General features: G+C 68.6%; 20 protein-coding genes. 14 read left to right on the top strand and 6 right to left on the bottom strand.

Going from position 1 to position 18,669, the window contains the following annotated elements; all coding sequences use genetic code 11:
• Nucleotides 1-40 precede the first annotated feature (40 nt).
• The 4 genes from ACFWZ1_RS04460 to ACFWZ1_RS04475 all read right to left on the bottom strand — a co-directional run bounded on the left by ACFWZ1_RS04460 (nucleotide 41) and on the right by ACFWZ1_RS04475 (nucleotide 3,258).
• Complete coding sequence (locus ACFWZ1_RS04460) at nucleotides 41-949, bottom strand: c-type cytochrome (protein ID WP_439665581.1); 909 nt, start codon at nucleotides 947-949, stop codon at nucleotides 41-43.
• Entirely contained in the window at nucleotides 946-1,605 is a 660-nt protein-coding gene (locus tag ACFWZ1_RS04465; protein ID WP_439665582.1) for a c-type cytochrome, read from the bottom strand. The genes ACFWZ1_RS04460 and ACFWZ1_RS04465 overlap by 4 nt, the downstream gene beginning before the upstream one ends.
• 232 nt (nucleotides 1,606-1,837) lie before the next feature.
• Nucleotides 1,838-2,104 (bottom strand): flagellar biosynthesis protein, encoded by a 267-nt coding sequence (locus ACFWZ1_RS04470; protein ID WP_439665583.1) that lies wholly within the window; start codon nucleotides 2,102-2,104, stop codon nucleotides 1,838-1,840.
• Nucleotides 2,101-3,258, bottom strand: coding sequence for a flagellar hook-length control protein FliK (locus ACFWZ1_RS04475; protein ID WP_439665584.1), 1,158 nt, complete (start codon nucleotides 3,256-3,258; stop codon nucleotides 2,101-2,103). The genes ACFWZ1_RS04470 and ACFWZ1_RS04475 overlap by 4 nt, the downstream gene beginning before the upstream one ends.
• 356 nt (nucleotides 3,259-3,614) lie before the next feature.
• Between ACFWZ1_RS04475 and ACFWZ1_RS04480 the strand changes: the two genes are divergently transcribed.
• The 11 genes from ACFWZ1_RS04480 to ACFWZ1_RS04530 all read left to right on the top strand — a co-directional run bounded on the left by ACFWZ1_RS04480 (nucleotide 3,615) and on the right by ACFWZ1_RS04530 (nucleotide 14,287).
• Nucleotides 3,615-4,697, top strand: coding sequence for a TolB family protein (locus ACFWZ1_RS04480; protein WP_439665585.1), 1,083 nt, complete (start codon nucleotides 3,615-3,617; stop codon nucleotides 4,695-4,697).
• A gap of 185 nt (nucleotides 4,698-4,882) precedes the next feature.
• Nucleotides 4,883-5,197 (top strand): STAS domain-containing protein, encoded by a 315-nt coding sequence (locus ACFWZ1_RS04485; protein ID WP_231324060.1) that lies wholly within the window; start codon nucleotides 4,883-4,885, stop codon nucleotides 5,195-5,197.
• 18 nt (nucleotides 5,198-5,215) lie between these two features.
• Nucleotides 5,216-5,578 carry a response regulator gene (locus ACFWZ1_RS04490; protein ID WP_209616977.1) on the top strand — a complete coding sequence of 121 codons (363 nt, stop codon included), beginning with the start codon at nucleotides 5,216-5,218 and terminating at the stop codon, nucleotides 5,576-5,578.
• Nucleotides 5,579-5,596: 18 nt separating this feature from the next.
• The gene (locus tag ACFWZ1_RS04495) at nucleotides 5,597-7,570 is read left to right on the top strand and encodes a chemotaxis protein CheA (RefSeq protein ID WP_439665586.1); all 1,974 of its coding nucleotides are present in this window, start codon (nucleotides 5,597-5,599) and stop codon (nucleotides 7,568-7,570) included.
• A 178-nt stretch (nucleotides 7,571-7,748) separates the two neighbouring features.
• Nucleotides 7,749-8,267, top strand: a complete 519-nt coding sequence (locus tag ACFWZ1_RS04500; RefSeq protein ID WP_231324064.1) for a chemotaxis protein CheW — start codon at nucleotides 7,749-7,751, stop codon at nucleotides 8,265-8,267.
• Nucleotides 8,268-8,279: 12 nt separating this feature from the next.
• Complete coding sequence (locus tag ACFWZ1_RS04505) at nucleotides 8,280-10,007, top strand: methyl-accepting chemotaxis protein (RefSeq protein ID WP_231324066.1); 1,728 nt, start codon at nucleotides 8,280-8,282, stop codon at nucleotides 10,005-10,007.
• 3 nt (nucleotides 10,008-10,010) lie between these two features.
• Entirely contained in the window at nucleotides 10,011-10,886 is an 876-nt protein-coding gene (locus ACFWZ1_RS04510) for a CheR family methyltransferase (protein ID WP_439665587.1), read from the top strand.
• A complete protein-coding gene (gene cheD / locus ACFWZ1_RS04515; protein WP_231324070.1) occupies nucleotides 10,883-11,533 on the top strand; it encodes a chemoreceptor glutamine deamidase CheD in 651 nt (216 codons plus the stop codon). The genes ACFWZ1_RS04510 and cheD overlap by 4 nt, the downstream gene beginning before the upstream one ends.
• Nucleotides 11,534-11,672: 139 nt before the next feature.
• Nucleotides 11,673-12,773: a protein-glutamate methylesterase/protein-glutamine glutaminase gene (locus tag ACFWZ1_RS04520; RefSeq protein ID WP_439665588.1), complete on the top strand. Its 1,101-nt coding sequence runs from the start codon at nucleotides 11,673-11,675 to the stop codon at nucleotides 12,771-12,773.
• A 14-nt stretch (nucleotides 12,774-12,787) separates the two neighbouring features.
• Complete coding sequence (locus ACFWZ1_RS04525) at nucleotides 12,788-13,969, top strand: methyl-accepting chemotaxis protein (RefSeq protein ID WP_439665589.1); 1,182 nt, start codon at nucleotides 12,788-12,790, stop codon at nucleotides 13,967-13,969.
• Nucleotides 13,970-13,987: 18 nt separating this feature from the next.
• Nucleotides 13,988-14,287: an STAS domain-containing protein gene (locus ACFWZ1_RS04530; RefSeq protein ID WP_327473266.1), complete on the top strand. Its 300-nt coding sequence runs from the start codon at nucleotides 13,988-13,990 to the stop codon at nucleotides 14,285-14,287.
• Nucleotides 14,288-14,333: 46 nt separating this feature from the next.
• Here ACFWZ1_RS04530 and ACFWZ1_RS04535 read toward each other — a convergent pair whose 3' ends face one another.
• Nucleotides 14,334-14,660 (bottom strand): hypothetical protein, encoded by a 327-nt coding sequence (locus ACFWZ1_RS04535; RefSeq protein WP_231324077.1) that lies wholly within the window; start codon nucleotides 14,658-14,660, stop codon nucleotides 14,334-14,336.
• A 109-nt stretch (nucleotides 14,661-14,769) separates the two neighbouring features.
• On the opposite strand from ACFWZ1_RS04535, the gene ACFWZ1_RS04540 reads away from it, so the two are divergent.
• The 3 genes from ACFWZ1_RS04540 (at nucleotide 14,770) to ACFWZ1_RS04550 (ending at nucleotide 18,148) form a co-directional block, all read left to right on the top strand.
• Nucleotides 14,770-15,354, top strand: a complete 585-nt coding sequence (locus ACFWZ1_RS04540; RefSeq protein WP_439665590.1) for an RNA polymerase sigma factor — start codon at nucleotides 14,770-14,772, stop codon at nucleotides 15,352-15,354.
• Nucleotides 15,351-15,791: a hypothetical protein gene (locus ACFWZ1_RS04545; protein ID WP_439665591.1), complete on the top strand. Its 441-nt coding sequence runs from the start codon at nucleotides 15,351-15,353 to the stop codon at nucleotides 15,789-15,791. The genes ACFWZ1_RS04540 and ACFWZ1_RS04545 overlap by 4 nt, the downstream gene beginning before the upstream one ends.
• A 263-nt stretch (nucleotides 15,792-16,054) precedes the next feature.
• Nucleotides 16,055-18,148, top strand: coding sequence for a M13 family metallopeptidase (locus tag ACFWZ1_RS04550; RefSeq protein ID WP_439665592.1), 2,094 nt, complete (start codon nucleotides 16,055-16,057; stop codon nucleotides 18,146-18,148).
• 157 nt (nucleotides 18,149-18,305) lie between these two features.
• On the opposite strand, the gene ACFWZ1_RS04555 is transcribed toward ACFWZ1_RS04550, so the two are convergent.
• A complete protein-coding gene (locus ACFWZ1_RS04555) occupies nucleotides 18,306-18,656 on the bottom strand; it encodes a hypothetical protein (protein ID WP_439665593.1) in 351 nt (116 codons plus the stop codon).
• Between the last annotated feature and the right edge of the window lie 13 nt (nucleotides 18,657-18,669).

The raw sequence follows: 18,669 nt of genomic DNA on the forward strand, positions 1-18,669 counted from the left end.
ATGGTGGTTGTGACGCTGCGCACACTGCTCGGCCGGTCGCTCAATGCGCCGGTTGCGCACCCAGCAGGTGGCCGTTGACACGCTGGCCATACAGCGACATCGGCGTGTCGTGGAAGGCCTTGCGCGTGGCGGCCAGGTCGCCTTTGAAGCGCGGATCCTGCGGGCGCTCGTGCGCATCCATGAACATGGCCACGTCCCAGGCTTCCTGATCGCTCAAGCTGCCGCCGCGGCTGAGCGGCATGTTCGCCTTGATGAACGCGCTGGCCTTGTCCAGCTCGTGCATGCCGGCGCCCCAGTTGAACGAGTCCGGTCCCCATAGCGGCGGGAAGACATAGTCGCCGGCGACCTGCTGGCCCTGGCCATTCGCCCCGTGGCAGAGCGCGCAGTCGCGCTGGAACACCGCCTGGCCGCGCGCGTAGTCCGGTTTCCTTGCCGGCGCCGGGACCTTGGGGTAACCGGCTCCCTCGAGCTTCACGCCGTGCGGCGCGCCTTGCGCCATCCACGACGAATAGGTTTCCAGCGCGAGCATCACCGTGTCGTCCAGCGGCGGGGCCTTGCCGTTCATGCTGTACATGAAGCATCCCTGCAGCCGCTCGCCGTAGCTGTTCACGTGGCCGTTCTTCTTGCGGTACTGCGGATACATGCCGTAAGCGCCCCACAGCGGCGCCGCGTCGGCGAGCCGTCCCGCGTCCAGGTGGCAGTTGACGCAGGCGAGCCCGTTGCCGACGTAGGCCGGTGCGCCCTGGCGCGTGTGCAGGAAGATCTCGCGGCCCAGCCGGACCATGTCGCCGTACGGTCCTTGCGGGATGGCCGATTCGGACGGTGGCGTGAAGATCGGCGGCTTGGTCGATGGCGTCGCGACTTCGGCGGCGTGTGCATCCATCGGGCTGCGATCGGCGCATCCGCCGAGCGCGAGCGTGGCGAGCAGCAGGTAGAGGCGCTTGCTCATCGTCCACCGCTCCCGGCCGGCAGCGGTTGCGCGGCGAACCACTTCGCCACCGCGGCGATGTCCTCGGCGCTCAGCGCGCGGCTCAGGTGCTGCATCAGCTGCAGCGGATCGTTGCGCCGCGCGCCCTGCTGCCAGGCTTTCAACTGCGCCTCGATGTAGCTCGCCGGCTGCCCGGCCAGTGGCGGGAAGTGGGCGCCCACGCCCACGCCGCCAGGACCATGGCATTGCTCGCAGGCCGGCACCCGTTGCGACCAGCGCCCGCGCGTGGCGAGCGTCGCGCCCAGGTCGTTCGCCGACGGCTGCGGCGCGGGCGGAATCGCCGGCACGGGCAGTCGGCTGTAGTAGGTGCCGATCGCCTGCCGCTCGTCCTCGGACAGAGCCCGCGCGATCGGTTGCATCACGGCGTTGGCGCGCGTGCCGGCGGCGTAGTCGGCCAGTTGTCTGGCGACATAAGCGGCATCCAGCCCAGCCAGGCGTGGAAAGCCCGCCGCTGCCTGGCCCGCGCCGTCCCCCCCATGGCAGGACTGGCAGGGCGGCGCGCCATGACCGTTGCCCTGGCTGACGAGCTCCTGCACCGACGCGGCATGTGCCAGCAGCGGCCATGCCCCCGCAATCAGCGCGCTCCCCAGCACGCGCACGGTCAATCCCCTGCGCACTCTCGCACCCCCGACATCCCGATCGTTCCCGCGGGCAGGCGGTCCCCGCGGTTCCAAGGACGTGAGGAATAGCGAGCCTTGCGTGCAGAAAGCGTCAGCAGCCTGGACAGCAGCCGTCCGGTTGCGTGCATGCAGGGGCGCTGGGCGCCCGCGCGACCGCGGGGCGCAACAGCGTGACGTCGACGCGACGGAACGGCCTCATCGCAACGGCAGCAGCAGCCTGCGGCGAAGGTTACGCAGCGGACTCGTCGCTCGCGTCGTACACGCTCGCCAGCACCGCGGCGGCGGCGGCGTAGAGCAGCACCGGGACGTCCTCGCGCAGGCGCAGGGCGGCCAGTACCGCGGCGATCTGCGGATCGTGGTGCAGCGGCAAGCCCAGCGCGCGGGCGCGGGCCAGCAGCAGGTCGAGCGCTTCGGGCGGCATCGGCGCGGGCTTGGTCTCCGGACCGGCCAGACGCAGGGTGACGCGCCGTTGTGGCGGCGGCAGGCCGTTGCTCATGCAGTGGCCTTCAGCAGCAGGGCGCTGGCGTGGCTGCGGCCCTGCGGCAGGCCGGTCTGGCAGCTCAGCTGTTCCAATTGCAGGCCGCTGGCGGCCAGGCGCTGGCGCAGCGGGGTGAACTGGCGTTCCAGCCGCTCGGTGGTGGCGCTGCGCTCGGCCCACAGGCGCACGTTCAAATGCAGGTCGCGCAGTTGCAGCTCGCCTTGCAGCGGCCCGAGCGCGGGCAAGTCGATGGCGAAGCCCAGGGTCCACGTGCCGGCGCCGGTCTCGGCGTCCTGGCCCTGCTCGAGGTGCAACTGCAGCACGTCGCGTCCGTCGGGGCCCTGCAGGGGGATGTCGATCATCCAGGCCTGCGCGCCGGCGGCGTCCAGTTGGGCGATTTCCAGCCGGGCGAGCGCGGCATGCACGTCGCCGCGCAGGCGGCCGAGCAACTGGTTGACGTCCTCGTCCGCGGGCGGGTCGGCGAACGGCATGGCCAATGGCGCGCGCGGCTGGGCCTGCAGGCCGCGCTGGCGCAGCGGCGGCGGCGTATCGGCGTTGCTGGAGGGAACGTGGGCGGGCAGGCGCGGTTGCCCGTCGAGCAGCGCTGCCAGGCGCAGCAGTACGGCCTTGAAGTCTTCGTCGCCCAGTGGCATCGGATTGCTGCGCGGGCGCGCCAGTTGCGATTCCAGGAACAGGCCGCTGCGGGCGATCGCCTCGCGCAGGCCCTCCGGGCGGCTGATGTCTTGCGGCGTGCGCACGCCCTGGTCGAGCAGTGCCAGCGCGGCGCGCACGGCCGGGGGCAGCTGCCGCACCACCGGCCGCTGCGCGAGCGCACCGAGCGTGGCCAGCAGCGGCGCGTAGCCGTTCTGTTGCGGCAGTCGTTCGCGCAGCGCCTGTTGCACGCGCGGGTCGGTGGCGGCGCCGGCAAGGATCTCCAGCAACGGCGGATTGCCCATGGCGAGCACGCGCACCTGGAACTGCGAGGGCAGCGGGATGCCCAGCGGGTCGGTTTCGACCGTGAGCGCGCCGATCTGCAGCACCATCCGGCCCTGGTCGCCCATGCCCAGCGGACGCGCGGGCAGCACCGCGCCCACGCGCCAGCTTTCCGACGCGGCACCGGAGGCGGCACCCGCCCAGGTCATCGCAGCGAGGCTGGTGGGTTGGATGATCACGCGGGTCTCCTGCCTGCCGGCCGGGCAGGTTGGGCCGGTTCCGTGCAGTCGGTAAAGGAATCGACCCGAACGACGATAACTTGAGCCTTGGGGCGATAGCGGCCGCGACCATGAAATTCGCGTGAAATCAGGGCTGACCTTCCCTAGCCGCGCGTTTCACCGGATCCGGCGCAGCGTCCGCAAGAATTTTCGCAGGCGTCCACGGGGAGGCGTGGGCGCACTGTGCCGGAGCCGCTTGAAATCAGCTGCCCGTTATCCCGATGTCGCCTCGCCCCCGCAAGGCACAGCCCGGCGGGGACATGCCATGCCCGGGGCAGCCACGCAATCAGGGGGAACACACCCGCGAGGAACGTGGCATGAAAACGTCTGCTTTAATTTATTCCGTGCTGGCGCTGACCGTGGCCAGCTTGTCCGCGCCGATGCCTTCACGCGCCGGAGTCGCGCAAGGCGATGCCGTGCTGGTGGCCCGCCAGCTCGTGGTGAACAGCGACCAGAAGGGGACCGGCTTTGCCGTGGTCGATACCCGGGGCCGCGAGGCTTACCTGATGCCCCCCGAGGAAGGCGTGTATCGGGACCTGGGCGGCTGGTCGCCCGGCGGTTCGAACATCGTCTTCGAGGTGTCGCGTGACGGCATCTTCGATCGCTCGCACTTGTGGGTGATGGATCGCCAGGGCGGCGGGGTCAGGCGCATCACGCAGGGTATCGGTGTGCGTCTACAGCCGGTCTGGGGCCCCGGCGGCATTGCCTACATCGAAAACTCCAACTGCCTGCACATCGTCGGTGGGCAAGGGCAAAACCATCGGCGCCTGTTTTGCCTGCCCGAGGACGCCCTCATCGTCAGGCTGCAATGGTCGCTGGACGGCAAGAGCGTGCTGTTCTTTGGCGAAACTGAGATCGGCGGCGGCCTCGAGCCCCCCACCGACCAGAGCATCTATCGGGTGAACGTGCGCACGGGCCTGGCCACCCGCATTTTCCTGCGCCGACTGAACGGGCCTTCCAGTTCGCGTCTCTTCCTGTCGCCGGATGCCGCCTGGGCGGTCGATATCAACTACGACCGGGCCGAACAATTGAGCCTGATCGAGCTTGCGACCGGGGCCGAGTCGGGGTTGGTCAGCTACGGTAGCAATCCGGTGTGGTCTCCGGACAGCAAACGCCTGGCATACGACCTCTTCGGCGACCTCTACGTCATGGATGCGGCGACCCGTCCCAGCGAACGGCGCCTGCGCCGGCTTACCAACAATCCGACCGACATCAACTATGAGCCGATTGCCTGGTCCAGGGACGGAACATGCCTGCTCGCCAACCGCCTGCACTACGTGGGCTCGGGCGAGAACGCCTACACCGAGGCCGATCCGGTGATCTTCAACCTCGTCACCGGCGAGCGCACGCGCTTGCCGCCAGGGGCGGCGGTCGAACACGGCTGGTTCCAACACGAGTAGCCGCATGCGTTCGTGAACAACCGCTCCTGCTGGCCCAGACCCGGCGACTGGCCCGCTTCGTGCAAACGAGGCGGGCCGACGGGTTTTTGTCGCGCGGTTTCCGGCGTCCCACGCGCCCGGCTAAAGGCATCGGCCTTTGCGCCGATATGCCTTGGGCAGGGGCCCGGTACGACGCGGAGGTAAGCATGGGCAGCAAACGAGAGCTCAAACAGCCCAGAACGGTCGAAATCGGCTTGCCGGCCGACTGCCGCATGGCGGCGCAGTCGGCCTTGCTGGCCGATCTGCTGGGCGCGCTGGACGCACCGGCCACGCAGATCGACGGCAGTGCCGTCGAGCGCGTGGACACGGCCGCGCTGCAGCTGCTGACGCTGTTCCGCCGCGAGGCCCTCTCGCGCGGTTGCGAAGTCAGCTGGCGGGGCGCGAGCACCACATTGTGCGAGGCGGCGGACACGCTCGGCCTCGTCAAGGCACTTGATCTACCGGTCGCTGCGGCGGCCTGAAACAACTGAGGAAAAACGATGGCAAAGATTCTTGCGGTGGACGATTCGGCGTCGATGCGCGGCATGGTGGCCTACACCCTGCGCGGCGCGGGCCACGAGGTGACCGAGGCGGAAAACGGCCAGCTCGCGCTGGACGCCGCGGCCGCGGGCGGGTTCGACCTGGTGCTGGCCGACGTCAACATGCCGGTGATGGACGGCATCAGCATGGTGCGCGAGCTGCGCACGCGCCCGGCGTACAAGGGCGTGCCGATCCTGATGCTGACCACCGAGTCGCACACGGACAAGAAGATGGAAGGCAAGGCCGCCGGCGCCACCGGCTGGCTGGTCAAGCCGTTCGACCCGGACCAGCTGCTGGCCACGGTCAAGCGCGTGCTCGGCTAAAGCCGCGGAGAAACACCCATGAGCAACGCGGGCCTGGCGCAGTTCCAACAAGTGTTCATCGAGGAGAGCCTGGAAGGGCTCGACACGATGGAATCCTCGCTGCTCGCGCTGGACGAGGGCGGCGACGGGGAACTGGTGCACACCATCTTCCGCGCGGCGCACTCGATCAAGGGCGGCGCGGCCACCTTCGGTTTCCCGGAGATGGCCTCGTTCACGCATGAGGCCGAGTCGCTGCTGGACGAGGTCCGCGGCGGCAAGCGCGCGATCGACAAGCCGATCGTTGAACTGCTGCTGCGCTCGGTCGACTGCCTGCGTGGCATGTTCGACCGTGCCAGGGCCGGCCAGCCCTTGAACGACGCCGTCTCCGACGGCGTGCGTGGCGAACTGGCGGCGATGATGGGCCGCGAGGCGCCCGCGCAGGCGGGCCCTGCCCGCCGTGCCGGGGACCAGGCCGAGGCGTGGATGATCCGTTTCCAGCCGCACGCGGGCATGCTCGCGGGCGGCAACGATCCGCTGCGGCTGATCCGCGAGCTGGCCGGGCTGGGCGAACTCGCCATCGAAGCCGACCTCTCGCGCCTGCCTTCGCTGGACAAGCTGGACCCGTCCGAGTGCCACCTGGGTTGGAACATCGAGCTCAAGGCGTCGGTCAAGCGCGAGGACATCGCGGCGGTGTTCGACTGGGTCGAGGGCGAGTGCGAGCTGTCCATCGAGCCCAAGCCGAGCGCGGTCGTGACGCCCGTCGCGGCTGCGGCGCCCGCCCCGGCGAACATCGCCGATGCGGCGGCCGCGCGTGGCACGCGAGAGGCGAGCGCCGAATCGAGTTCCGTGCGCGTGGCGATCGACAAGATCGACAGCATGATCAACCTGGTGGGCGAGCTGGTGATAACCCAGTCCATGCTCGACACCTTCCGCGAGGATTTCGACCCGGCCCGGCTGCCGTTGCTGCAGCAGGGCCTGATCCAGCTTGCCCGGCATGCGCGCGAGCTGCAGGAAAGCGTGATGGGCATCCGCATGCTGCCCATCGCCTCGGTGTTCAACCGCTTCCCGCGACTGGTGCGCGACCTGAGCCAGAAGCTCGGCAAGCAGGTGAAGCTGGAGCTGCACGGCGAGCAGACCGAGCTGGACAAGACGGTGCTGGAGAAGATCGGCGATCCGATGGTGCACCTGGTACGCAACGCGATCGACCACGGCCTGGAAATGCCGGACAAGCGCCGCGCCGCCGGCAAGCACGAGATGGGCACGCTCAAGCTCGATGCCTTCCATCGCGGCGGCAACATCGTGGTGGAGGTGTCCGACGACGGCGCCGGCCTCAACCGCGAGGCGATCGTGAACAAGGCGATCGAGCGCGGCCTGATCGCCAGCGGCGAAGGCCTGAGCGAGGAGGCGGTCGGCGAACTGATCTTCCAGCCGGGATTCTCCACCGCCGCGGTCACCACCGACCTTTCCGGCCGCGGCGTGGGCATGGACGTGGTCCGCCGCAACGTTTCCGACCTCGGCGGCACGGTCACCATCCGCAGCAAGCCGGGGCAGGGCAGCGTGTTCACCATCACCCTGCCGCTCACGCTCGCGATCATCGACGGCCTTACCGCCGCGGTGGGCGAGGAGCGCTACATCGTGCCGCTGGTGTCGATCGTCGAATCGGTGCAGCTCAAGCCCGAGGCGCTCAAGACCGTGGTCGGCGGCGGCGAATTGTTCCGCTTCCGCGGCGAGTACCTGCCGGTCCTGCGCCTGCACGAACTGTTCGGTTGCGACGGCGCCAAGCGGTCGATCGAGGAGGGATTGCTGATCGTGGTCGAGGGCGACGGTTCCCGCGTGGGGCTGTTCGTCGACGGCCTGGTCGGCCAGCAGCAGGCCGTGGTCAAGTCGCTGGAAGCGAACTACCGCCGCGTGCAGGGCGTGTCCGGCGCGACCATCCTGGCCGACGGCGCGGTGGCGCTGATCGTCGACATCGCCGGCCTCGTGCGCCTGCACAGCCGCCGCAAGGCCGCCTGACCGCCAGGTTTCCCGGAGGAGCGCCCTTGGGCGCGACCGCGATGCCATCCAGGCATGGCGGTCGCGCCCAAGGGCGCTCCTGTCTCCGGAAACCGCGACGCCCGCACGTTCCCCTGCTCAAGAACCCCGTCCGGCAGCCGATAGACCCATGTCTCGGTATCTCACCGCGGAAACGCAAATGAACCATCCAGCGAACCCCGCCGCCCCGGAAACGGCCACAGCGGTCCAGTACCTCACCGTGAACCTCGCGCACGAGGAATACGCCATCGACATCCTGGCCGTGCGCGAGATCCGCGGCTGGACGCCGGTCACGCGCATTCCCCAGGCGCCGCACTACGTGCTCGGCGTGCTCAACCTGCGCGGTGCCATCGTGCCGGTGCTGGATCTGCGCCTGCGCTTCGGCCTCGCGCGCGAGGAGTACACGGCGACCACCGTCACGGTGATCGTCACCGTCGCCGAGCGCCTGTTCGGCGTGATCGTCGATGCCGTCTCCGACGTGCTGGACGTGCGCCCGGACCAGCTTCGCCCGGTGCCCGACATGGGCACCACCGTGGACACCGAATACCTGAAGGGACTGACCGCCATCGAGGACCGCATGGTGCTGCTCCTGGACGTGGACAAACTGCTGCAACCGCAGGACGCGCAGATGCTGGAAGCCGCCTTGCCCGCGGCCAATGACGTTAAAGCCGTGGCCTGACAGGAACCACCCATGAAGATGCCGAAATTCAAGTTCAAGATTCCCTCCCTGACCGTGCGTGGCCGGCTGCGCGTGGTCATGGGCATGCTGATGCTCATGCTCGTTGGCGGCGCCGTGATCGGCATCGGCTCGATGCAGCTGCAGAACGAAAGCATGCGCGCGACCTACGAGAACGAGATCGTTCCCGCCCAGGTCGTGGCCCAGCTGCAGCAGAGCTCGCTGTTGTCCTTCATCGTGCTGGGCGAGGCGGGCAACCTGGTCGGCAAGCCGGCCCTGAAGCAGAAGCTGGCCGAGTTCGCCGAACACCAGGCGAACGTCGTCAAGTACAAGAAGATGCTCGAGGGCTTCCCCAAGGGCGAGGCGATCGCCAAGCAGTACAAGGACTACCTCTCGACCAACGAGGATTACCAGAGCGCCAAGAAGGACATGCTGGACGCGCTCAACCAGAACGATGCCGGTGCGCTGGACGTGCTCGACATGGAGGTGCGCCCGCTGCTGATGCTGCGCCAGGAGTCGCTGGCGAAACTGGCCGACCTGCAGCGCGCCGAGGCCCAGGGCATCTACGAGGCACAGGTCAAGCGCTTCCAATGGATCCGCGCCATCAGCATCGGCGCGCTTGCCGCCGGTCTTCTGATCGCCGCCTGGATGGCGCTCTCGCTCAGCCGTTCGATCATCGGCACGCTGACTTACGCCGGCCGCGTCGCCCGCGAGATCGCCCAGGGCAAGCTCGGCCACGCCATCGAGGTCAAGCGCAACGATGAGCTGGGCCAGCTGCTGGAAGCGTTCCGCAGCATGGACGAGCGCCTGTCGGCGATCGTCGGCGAGGTTCGCCACGGCTCCGGCGCGGTGAGCACCGCCGCGCAGCAGATCGCCCGCGGCAACGACGACCTTTCGCAGCGTACGCAGGAACAGGCCTCCAGCCTGGAGGAAACCGCCTCCTCGATGGAGGAGATGACCTCCACCGTCAAGCAGAACGCCGAGAACGCCAGCCACGCCAACCAGCTGGCCCGCGGCGCCCGCGAGCAGGCCGAGCGCGGCGGCGAAGTGGCCTCCCAGGCGGTCGTGGCGATGAAGGAAATCAACGCCTCCAGCCGCAAGATTTCCGACATCGTCAGCCTGATCGACGAGATCGCCTTCCAGACCAACCTGCTCTCGCTCAACGCGGCCGTGGAAGCGGCGCGGGCCGGCGAGCAGGGCCGCGGCTTCGCGGTCGTCGCCACCGAGGTGCGCAACCTGGCGCAGCGCTCGGCCGGCGCAGCCAAGGAGATCAAGGCGCTGATCAACGACAGCGCGGAGAAGGTCAAGGCCGGTTCCGAGCTGGTCGACCAGTCCGGCAAGGCGCTCGCCGAGATCGTCGACAGCGTCAAGAAGGTCACCGACATCGTGGCCGAGATCGCCGCGGCCAGCCAGGAACAGTCGGCCGGCATCGACCAGGTCAACCACGCCGTGCTGCAGATGGACGAGATGACCCAGCAGAATGCCGCGCTGGTGGAGGAGGCTGCCGCGGCCGCCCGCGCCATGCAGGAGCAGGCCGGCGAGCTGTCGCGCCAGGTCGCGTTCTTCCGCCTCGAGGGCGATGCAGCGGCGGCGCCTGCACCGGTGAAGCCGCAGTCGTCGTCCGTGGTCGCCGAGGCCGAGGCCGTGTTCGCCGCCGTACGCAACACGCCTCCGGTGCGCGCCATGCGCTCGGCCGAACCGGCCGCCGTGGCAGCCGACGCGGGCGTGTGGAAGGAGTTCTGAGCGATGAACGCGGTCGCCAGCCAGGATCAAGCGACGGCCGGCCTCACCGGCCCCGTGCTCGGCGATGACGAGTTCCAGTTCCTGCGCACGTTCGTCTACCAGCACTGCGGCATCGCGCTCAGCGAGCAGAAACACCAGCTGGTGCAGGGGCGCCTGGTGCGTCGCCTGCGGGCGCTGGGCCTGAAGGGCTTCGACGCTTACTGCCAGCTGCTGCGCACCGACCCCGACAGCGAGCTGGGCGAGCTGGCCAGCGCGATCAGCACCAACGTGACGGCGTTCTTCCGCGAGGTGCACCACTTCGAGGCGCTGACCAACGAGATGCTGCCGCGCTGGCTGGAGCAGAAGCGCCGCGAAGGCGATCGCCTGCGCATCTGGTCGGCCGGTTGTTCCAGCGGCGAAGAGCCTTATTCGCTGGCGATGGTGCTGGCCGAGGCGCTGGAGCGCTGCGGCCGCAACATCGACGCGAAGATCCTGGCCACCGATCTCTCGCCCGCGGCACTGGCCGCGGCGCAGAAGGGTGTCTATCCCATCGAGCGGCTGGAAGGGGTCAGCGCCGAGCGCCGCCACCGCTGGTTCCTGCGCGGCGAGGGCGAGTACGCGGGACTGGCCTGCGTGCATCCGAAGCTGCGCGAGCTGGTCACCATCGCGCCGCTCAACCTGCTGCACGACTGGCCGATGCAGGGGCCGTTCGACGCGATCCTCTGCCGCAACGTGGTGATCTATTTCGACCAGCCGACCAAGCAGAAGCTGTTCCGCCGCTTCGCGCGGCTGCTGCCTGCGGGTGGCCCGCTGTTCCTGGGCCACTCGGAGTCTATGCACGGTCTTTCCGACGAGTTCGAACTGATCGGCCGCACCATCTATCGGAAAAAGATTGCATGACCCAGGTCGTCGCGAGGCTGCCCCTGGGCCAGGCCATCGCACCCGCTTTACCCGGTTTCGAGCATCTGCGCAGGTTCTGGGATCCGACCCACCAGTGCGTCACCGCGAAGGTGCTGCCCGGCGAGTTCTACGTATGCACGCAGGAGGAGATGATTTCGACCGTACTGGGTTCGTGCATCGCCGCCTGCATCCGTGACCGGCGCCGGTGCGTGGGCGGCATGAACCACTTCATGCTGCCCGAGCCGGTGGGTGAGCGCGACAGCTGGACGGCTGCGGTCGGCCGCGCGGCGCGCTACGGCTCCGACGCGATGGAGCAGCTGATCAACGCGATCCTCAAGGCCGGTGGCCACCGCGAGGACCTGGAGGTGAAGGTCTTCGGTGGCGGTCGCGTGCTGGCGCAGATGACCGACGTCGGCCGGCGCAACATCGAATTCATCCAGCGCTACCTCGCCACCGAAAGGCTCGAGGTGGCCGCCTCCGACCTCGGCGACGTGTATCCGCGCCAGGTCCAGTACTTCCCGGCCAGCGGCAGGGTGCGCGTGCGCCAATTGCGCGGTACGCGCGACGCGGCGCTGGTCGATGGCGAGCGTGGCTACCTCAAGCGTTTGGCAAACGATCCGATAAAGGGAGAGGTGGAGCTGTTCTGACCTCTGGTGGCGCTGGGCCGTGGGGGCGCGGCATCCGCCGTTCCGGCGGCGCCCATTTCCGGTGCAGACGGATCAACGCCCTCACGACCCAGCGCCACCGCTCCACTTCATTTCACAGGCAAGCTCGAGACATAACGGCATGGACAAGGTGCGAGTTCTGGTAGTCGACGATTCCGCACTGGTGCGCAAGCTCCTGTCGTCCATGCTTGCCTCCGATCCGCAGATCGAGGTGGTCGGCACCGCGGCCGATCCGTTGATCGCGCGCGAAAAGATCAAGCAGCTGAACCCCGACGTGCTCACGCTCGACGTCGAGATGCCGCGCATGGACGGGCTGACCTTCCTCGAAAACCTGATGCGCCTGCGGCCGATGCCGGTGGTGATGGTCTCCTCGCTGACCGAGCAGGGCGCCGACGTCACGCTGCGTGCGCTGGAGCTGGGTGCGGTGGATTTCTTCACCAAGCCGTCCAGCGACCTGGCCGGTGTCTTTGCCGCCAGCGCGCAGGACATCTGCGCCAAGGTCAAGACGGCCGCACGCTCGAAGCCGCGCGCGCGCACCGCCGTGCGCAAGCTGGAAGTGGCGCCGCGGTTGTCGGCCGATGCCGTGCTGCCGCTGTCGCAATCGGCAGGCACGCGCGGCGGCAGCCCGATCATCGCGATCGGTGCGTCCACCGGCGGCACCGAGGCAATCCGCGCCGTGTTGGAGGCGATGCCGCCGGATGCGCCGCCGATCGTCATCACCCAACACATTCCCGCTGCCTTCAGCGGCCCCTTCGCCACGCGCATGGACAACTGCTCGGCGATGCGCGTGTACGAGGCGCGCGATGGCCAGCCGATCCAGCAGGGCCATGCCTACATCGCGCCTGGCTCGCAGCACCTGCTGGTGATGTGGGATGGCGCGCGTTACGTCTGCCGCCTGCACGACGGTCCGCCGGTGAACCGGCACAAGCCCAGTGTCGACGTGCTGTTCCGCTCGATGGCGGCCAGCGTCGGCAAGGCCGCGGTCGCCGCGCTGCTCACCGGCATGGGTGACGACGGTGCGCGCGGGCTGCTGGAACTGTCCCAGGCCGGCGCCGCGACGCTGGTGCAGGACGAAGAAACCTCGGTGGTGTGGGGCATGCCCGGCGCCGCCTGGAAACTCGGCGCCGCCCGCGAAGCACTTCCGCTGGACCAGATTGCCGCGCGCCTGCTGAAGCTGGCGCGCCAACCCATCGACAGCGCCCCGCGCGTCGCCGCCCTTTGAATGCGGACGAACCCATGAACGCCATCCTCTCCTTCTTCCATACCCGTCACCTGGTCGGATTCTCGGCCAGCGCCGTGGCGCTCCTGGTCAGCCTGCTCTGGCACCCGGCCTGGCTTGCGCCGGTGCTGGTGATCGCACTGGCCGCCGCCTGGATCGTCGAGGCCCGCCGCAGCGCGGCCGCCGTCGAGGCGGTCGTGCCCGAGGCGGTCGATCCCACCCCCGTGCGCGAAGCGCTGGAAGACGTGCGCAGCGCGCTGGTCGACGAACTCGGCCACGCCACCCGCGAACTGCACCAGGGCCTGGACCTGCTGCGCGACGCGGTGCAGGAGCTGGGCGGCGGATTCGACGGCCTGTCGCAGAAGACCGGCCTGCAGCAATCGCTGCTCAAGCAGATCATCGACGCGCAGAACGGCGGCGTCTCCGTGCAGGACTTCGCCGCGCGCACCAGCGACCTGCTGGAGCACTTCGTCGGCATGATCGTGCAGATGTCGCGCGAGAGCCTGCGCATCGTCTACCGCATCGACGGCATGGCCAAGGAAATGGACGCGGTGTTCGGCCTGCTCAAGAACGTCAACACGATCGCCGAGGAAACCAACCTGCTGGCGCTCAACGCCTCGATCGAGGCGGCGCGCGCGGGCGAGTCCGGCCGCGGCTTCGCGGTGGTGGCAGGCGAGATCCGCAACCTGGCCAGCAACTCCAACCAGTTCAACGAGCAGATCGGCAGCCACGTCGAGCGCGCCCGCGCCGCGATGGAGCAGTTGCGCGGCCTGGTCGGCACGATGGCTTCGCAGGATCTGAACGTCGCGCTGTCGGCCAAGGGCGGCATCGACGCGATGATGGCGCACGTCACCGAGTCGGACGCGCGCACCAATGCGGTCGCCGACCAGGTGGTCGAGATCAACCGCGGCCTGGGCTCCGATGTCTCCACCACGATCCGCTCGCTGCAGTTCGAGGACATCCTGAGCCAGCTGCTGCAACAGACCCGCTCGCGCCTGGTCGAGCTGCAGGAAATCACCGCCGACTGCACCCGCGACATCGAGGAGCTGGCCTGCAGCAAGATCGACGCGGCGGCGCTGGAGGCCCGCGCCCAGCGCGTGCGCGCCCGCCTGGCCGTGCAGCGGGAGAAGGCCCGCCTGCGCTCGCGCGGCCCGGCGCTGCAGAGCTCGATGGACGCCGGCGAGATCGAACTTTTCTAAGGAACCTGGGCCATGAGCATCAACGTCCACCACGACAGCGACACCGACTGCCTGACCCTGCACCTGGGCGAGCACTTCGACTTCAGCATGCACCGCGACTTCCACGACGCCTGCCTGGGCTCGGGCCTCAAGGCGCGCAGCTACGTGATCGACCTGGGCGAAGTCACCCGCATGGACAGCTCCGCGCTGGGCATGCTGCTGCTGCTGCGCGAACACGCCGGCGCCGACCGCGCCGAGATCCGCATCGTCAACGCCCGCGACGAACTGCGCGGCACGCTGCGCGTGGCCGGCTTCGACAAGCTGTTCGTGCTGCACTGAGACGTGTAGCGCCCTCTCCCGGAAGGGAGAGGGTGCAGGCGGGGAATCAGATCAGTTTCCGCGCAATCCCGTAGAACACCAGATTGCCCAGGCCGGTTGCACCGGCCAGCACGGCAACCATGCCGGGGGTCAGGTCGCGCCAGCCGAACGCCTGGATCAGGCCGAAACCGACCGCCAGCGCCACCAGCACGATGCCCCAATGCAGCGAGGAATGCCGCCGACGCAACTCGTCGCCCTCCAGCACCGAGCGCACCAGCCCCTCCGAACCGCCCACGGTCACCATCTGCCGGCGTACCCGCGCGTCGACGATCGCCTTGATGGCGTAGGCGATGCAGACAAACAGCGTGATGGGAATGAGGATCTCGAAATTCACGGTCGTGCTCCTGTGGTGATGGGTTCGCCACAAGAGAGACGGCCACTGTCCGGCCGGTTGCACTCCCGGCACTTGCAACCGTTTGGCCCTCGCGCGTATCCCAGTGGCGATGGACGAGCGCTCTGAAACCAGCCTGGACCGCGAACTGGTCGATGCCGTGCTGCGCGGCGCGCCCGGCGCGTTCGAGCGTCTCGTGCGTGCCTACCAGGGCCTGTGCTGGCACATCATCTACCGCATGGTCCGCCACCCGGAAGATGCGCGTGAGCTGTGCCAGGAGACCTTCCTTCGGGTGCACCAGTGCCTGCACCAGTACCGCTACGAGAGCGCGCTGAAATCCTGGATCGGGCAGGTCGCCTATTCGATCGCGCTGCGCCACCTACAGCGCAAGCGCATCCCGTTGTTCGAGCCGGCCGCGGATGAAGATGCCACTTCGCCGCTGGAAAACCTGGGCGGGGATTTCGATCTGGAACAGGCGTTCGGCGACGCGCAGGTCGCGCGCCGCCTGCACGCCGCCATCGATGCGCTGCCGCCGGTGCAGCGCACGGTGCTCACGCTCTACCATCTGGAGGAGGCCAGCATCCCGGAAATCGGGACGATCACCGGCCTGGCCTCCGGCACCATCAAGAGTCACCTGTTCCGCGCGCGCCTGCGCCTTCGTGGCGTACTGGAAAGCCCGCTGGGAGTCGCCGTATGAACCACGATCCGCGTTTGTCCCCCCTGGAAGAATACGAGTGGTCCTTGCAGGAACGGGCGCTGGCCGACCAGCGCGCAGGCCTGGACCCCGCGGATGGTGATGCGTCCCTGGGCACCTATCGCCTGATGGCACAGCTGCTTGCGCAGCCACCGGCGGACCAGCTACCCGCCGATTTTGCCCGGCGCGTGGCGCGGCAGGTGCAGCCGAGTGCGCGCCTGGACACCCGCCTGGAAGGCCGCCTGCTCGCGCTGCTCGTCGCGGCGATGGCCGTGGCAGGACTGGCCGTCGTCGCCCTCTACGGCGGCGCGTGGCTGCCCGCGCTCGACCAGGGCGTGCTCGGTGCATTGCTGGCCAAGCCCTGGGCTTGGGTCCTGGTGGCCTGCCTGGGCCTTTCCCGCATCTCCCGGCACTGGCTGTACCACGGCGAGCCCGCCTGACCTTGCCACGCTAGCTGCTGCGCCCTCTCCCCTCCGGAGAGGGGGCCGGATGAGGGGCTTGCGGAAAGCCGCCCCAGCCTTTGTCGGAGCCCGTGCGTGGGCCGTACCTTCGGCGACCGGCGACGCACGGATCGCCCCGCAAGCGGCCTCCTACGGACGCGCGCCTGCCCCCGGGCACGAGCTTGACTAGCCCAGAGGTCATGCACACCCCTTTGCCGGTTCGCGGCTATCGTGGGCGCCTGTTTCGGCGTGGAGCGAAGGCTATGCAAGCGATGCGATGGATGGTGGCGACCGCACTGCTGTGCGGTTCGGCGGTGAGCGCGGGGGCGTTCGCGGCGGCAGCCCAGCAGGGCAAGGCGCCGGCGGGGATTCCGGCCGGTGGCGCGATGGGCGTGGACCTGGCCGGCATGGATCACTCGGTCAAGCCGGGCGACGATTTCGACAATTTTGCCAATGGCACCTGGCGCAAGAACGCGGTGATCCCCGCCGACCGCGCAAGCACCGGCATCTTCCTGCAGGTGTTCCAGAAGGCCGAGAAGCGCAACGCGCAGATCATCCGCGAGGCCGGCGCCGGTCATCCGGCCGCGGGCAGCGACCAGCGCAAGATCGCCGACTACTACGCCGCCTTCATGAACGAGGCGGCGATCGAGAAGGCGGGCCTTACGCCACTCAAGCCTGAGCTGGACAGGATCGCCGCGATCCGCAACCGCAGCGATCTCTCGCGCGTGCTCGGCGGCCAACTGCGCGCCGACGTCGACCCGATCAACGCGACCAACTGGGAGACCGAACACCTGTTCGGCCTGTTCGTGACGCAGGGCCTGGAAGACCCCTCGCACAACATCGCCTATCTGCTGCAGGGCGGCCTGGGCATGCCCAACCGCGACTACTACCTGAGCGACGACAAGGAGATGGCCGGCTTCCGCGACAAGTACAAGGCTTACATGGCCGCCACCCTGCAGCGCGCGGGCGTGGCCGACGCGCAAGCCAAGGCCGACGCCATCTTCGGATTGGAGATGAAGATCGCCAAGGCGCAGTCGAGCCTCGTCGAGAGCGAGGACGTGCACAAGGCGAACAACCCCTGGCCGGCCAGCAGCTATGCCCAGAAGGCGCCGGGCATGGACTGGAACGCCTACTTCGAGGCGGCGGGCCTCGCCGGCCAGCCGGTGGTCGACGCGTGGCAGCCGGAGGCGATCAAGGGTCTTTCCGCGCTGGTTGCCAGCGAGCCGCTCGAGACCTGGAAGGACTACCTCACCTTCCACACCATCAACGAAAGCGCTGGCCTGCTGCCCAAGGCGTACGCCGATGCCAGCTTCGAGTTCTACGGCCACACCCTGACCGGCACGCCCAAGCAGCGCGACCGCTGGAAGCGCGCGATCGGCGCGGTCAACAACGACCTGGGCGACGCGGTCGGCCAGATCTACGTGAAGAAGTACTTCCCGGCCTCGTCCAAGGCCGAAGTGCAGGACATGGTCAAGAACATCCTGGCCGCGTTCGACGAGCGCGTGGACCAGCTCGACTGGATGACCGACGCCACCAAGCAGAAGGCCAAGGCCAAGATCGAATCGCTCAAGGTGGGCGTGGGCTACCCGGAAACCTGGCGCGACTACAGCGCACTGGTGGTCAAGCCGGACGACGCGCTCGGCAACCACCTGCGCGCGGGCGAGCAGGAGTACCGCCACCAGAAGGCCAAGCTGGGCCAGAGCGTGGATCGTGGCGAGTGGTGGATGACGCCGCAGACCGTCAACGCGGTGAACCTGCCCCTGCAGAACGCGCTCAATTTCCCGGCGGCGATCCTGGAGGCGCCGTTCTTCGATCCGAAGGCGGACGCGGCGGCCAACTACGGTTCCATCGGCGCGGTGATCGGCCACGAGATCAGCCACAGCTTCGACAATACCGGCGCCGAGTTCGACGCCCAGGGACGGCTGGCCAACTGGTGGACGCCCGAAGACCTGGCCCACTTCAAGGCCGCCGGCCAGAAGCTGGTCGAGCAGTACAACGCCTACGAGCCGCTGCCCGGCCTGCACATCAACGGCCAGCAGACCCTCGGCGAGAACATCGCCGACGTCTCGGGCCTGACCGCCGCCTGGATCGCCTACCAGAAGTCACTGGGTGGCAAGCCGGCTCCGGAGATGCACGGGCTCAGCGGCGCGCAGCGCTTCTTCCTGGCCTTCGCGCAGTCCTGGCGCAGCAAGACCCGCGACGCGGCGCTGCGCCAGCAGATCATCACCGATGGCCACGCGCCGGGCCGCTACCGCGCGCAGACCGTGCGCAACATCGACGCCTGGTACCAGGCGTTCGATCCCAAGCCGGGCCAGAAGCTCTACCTCGACCCGAAGCAGCGCGTGCACATCTGGTAACCGCGAGCTGGCTCCCTCTCCCCTCCGGGGAGGGGGGGGGGCGGGGCTCGCCACGATGCTTGGCTGGCGACCCCAACCCACCTTCCTGGGAAAGACCCGAGAAACAAAAAAGGCCCCGATCGGGGCCTTTTTTGCTGGGGTGCATCCAGTCCGATGCTTACCAGGTACGCACGTTCGCCACGCCGGCGGTAAAGCTCTGCATGTCCGACTGGTAGCGGAACAGGCGGCCCAGGTCGAAGTCGACCGACTGGCCCGGGGCGATATTGGCGGTACCGGCCGGCCAGCCCTTCTTGCTCGCCAGCACCTTGCCGCTGGCGTCCTTGGCGTCGATGGAAATCTGCGCGGCCGCGGGCTCGGCGCAATGGTTGACCAGCTGGCCCTTGAGGCTCAGGCGGCCGCCGCTGGCGGCGATCTTGAAATCCTGCACGGCGAAGTCGGTCGGCGAGCAGGCGGCATGCGCGGCCATCGGCGCGAGCAAGAACAGGGCAGAGGCGAGCAGGATTTTCATGGCAAATTCCGTG

It is taken from the genome of Frateuria sp. GZRe14, assembly GCF_051900395.1.
Classification (GTDB): domain Bacteria; phylum Pseudomonadota; class Gammaproteobacteria; order Xanthomonadales; family Rhodanobacteraceae; genus Frateuria_A; species Frateuria_A edaphi.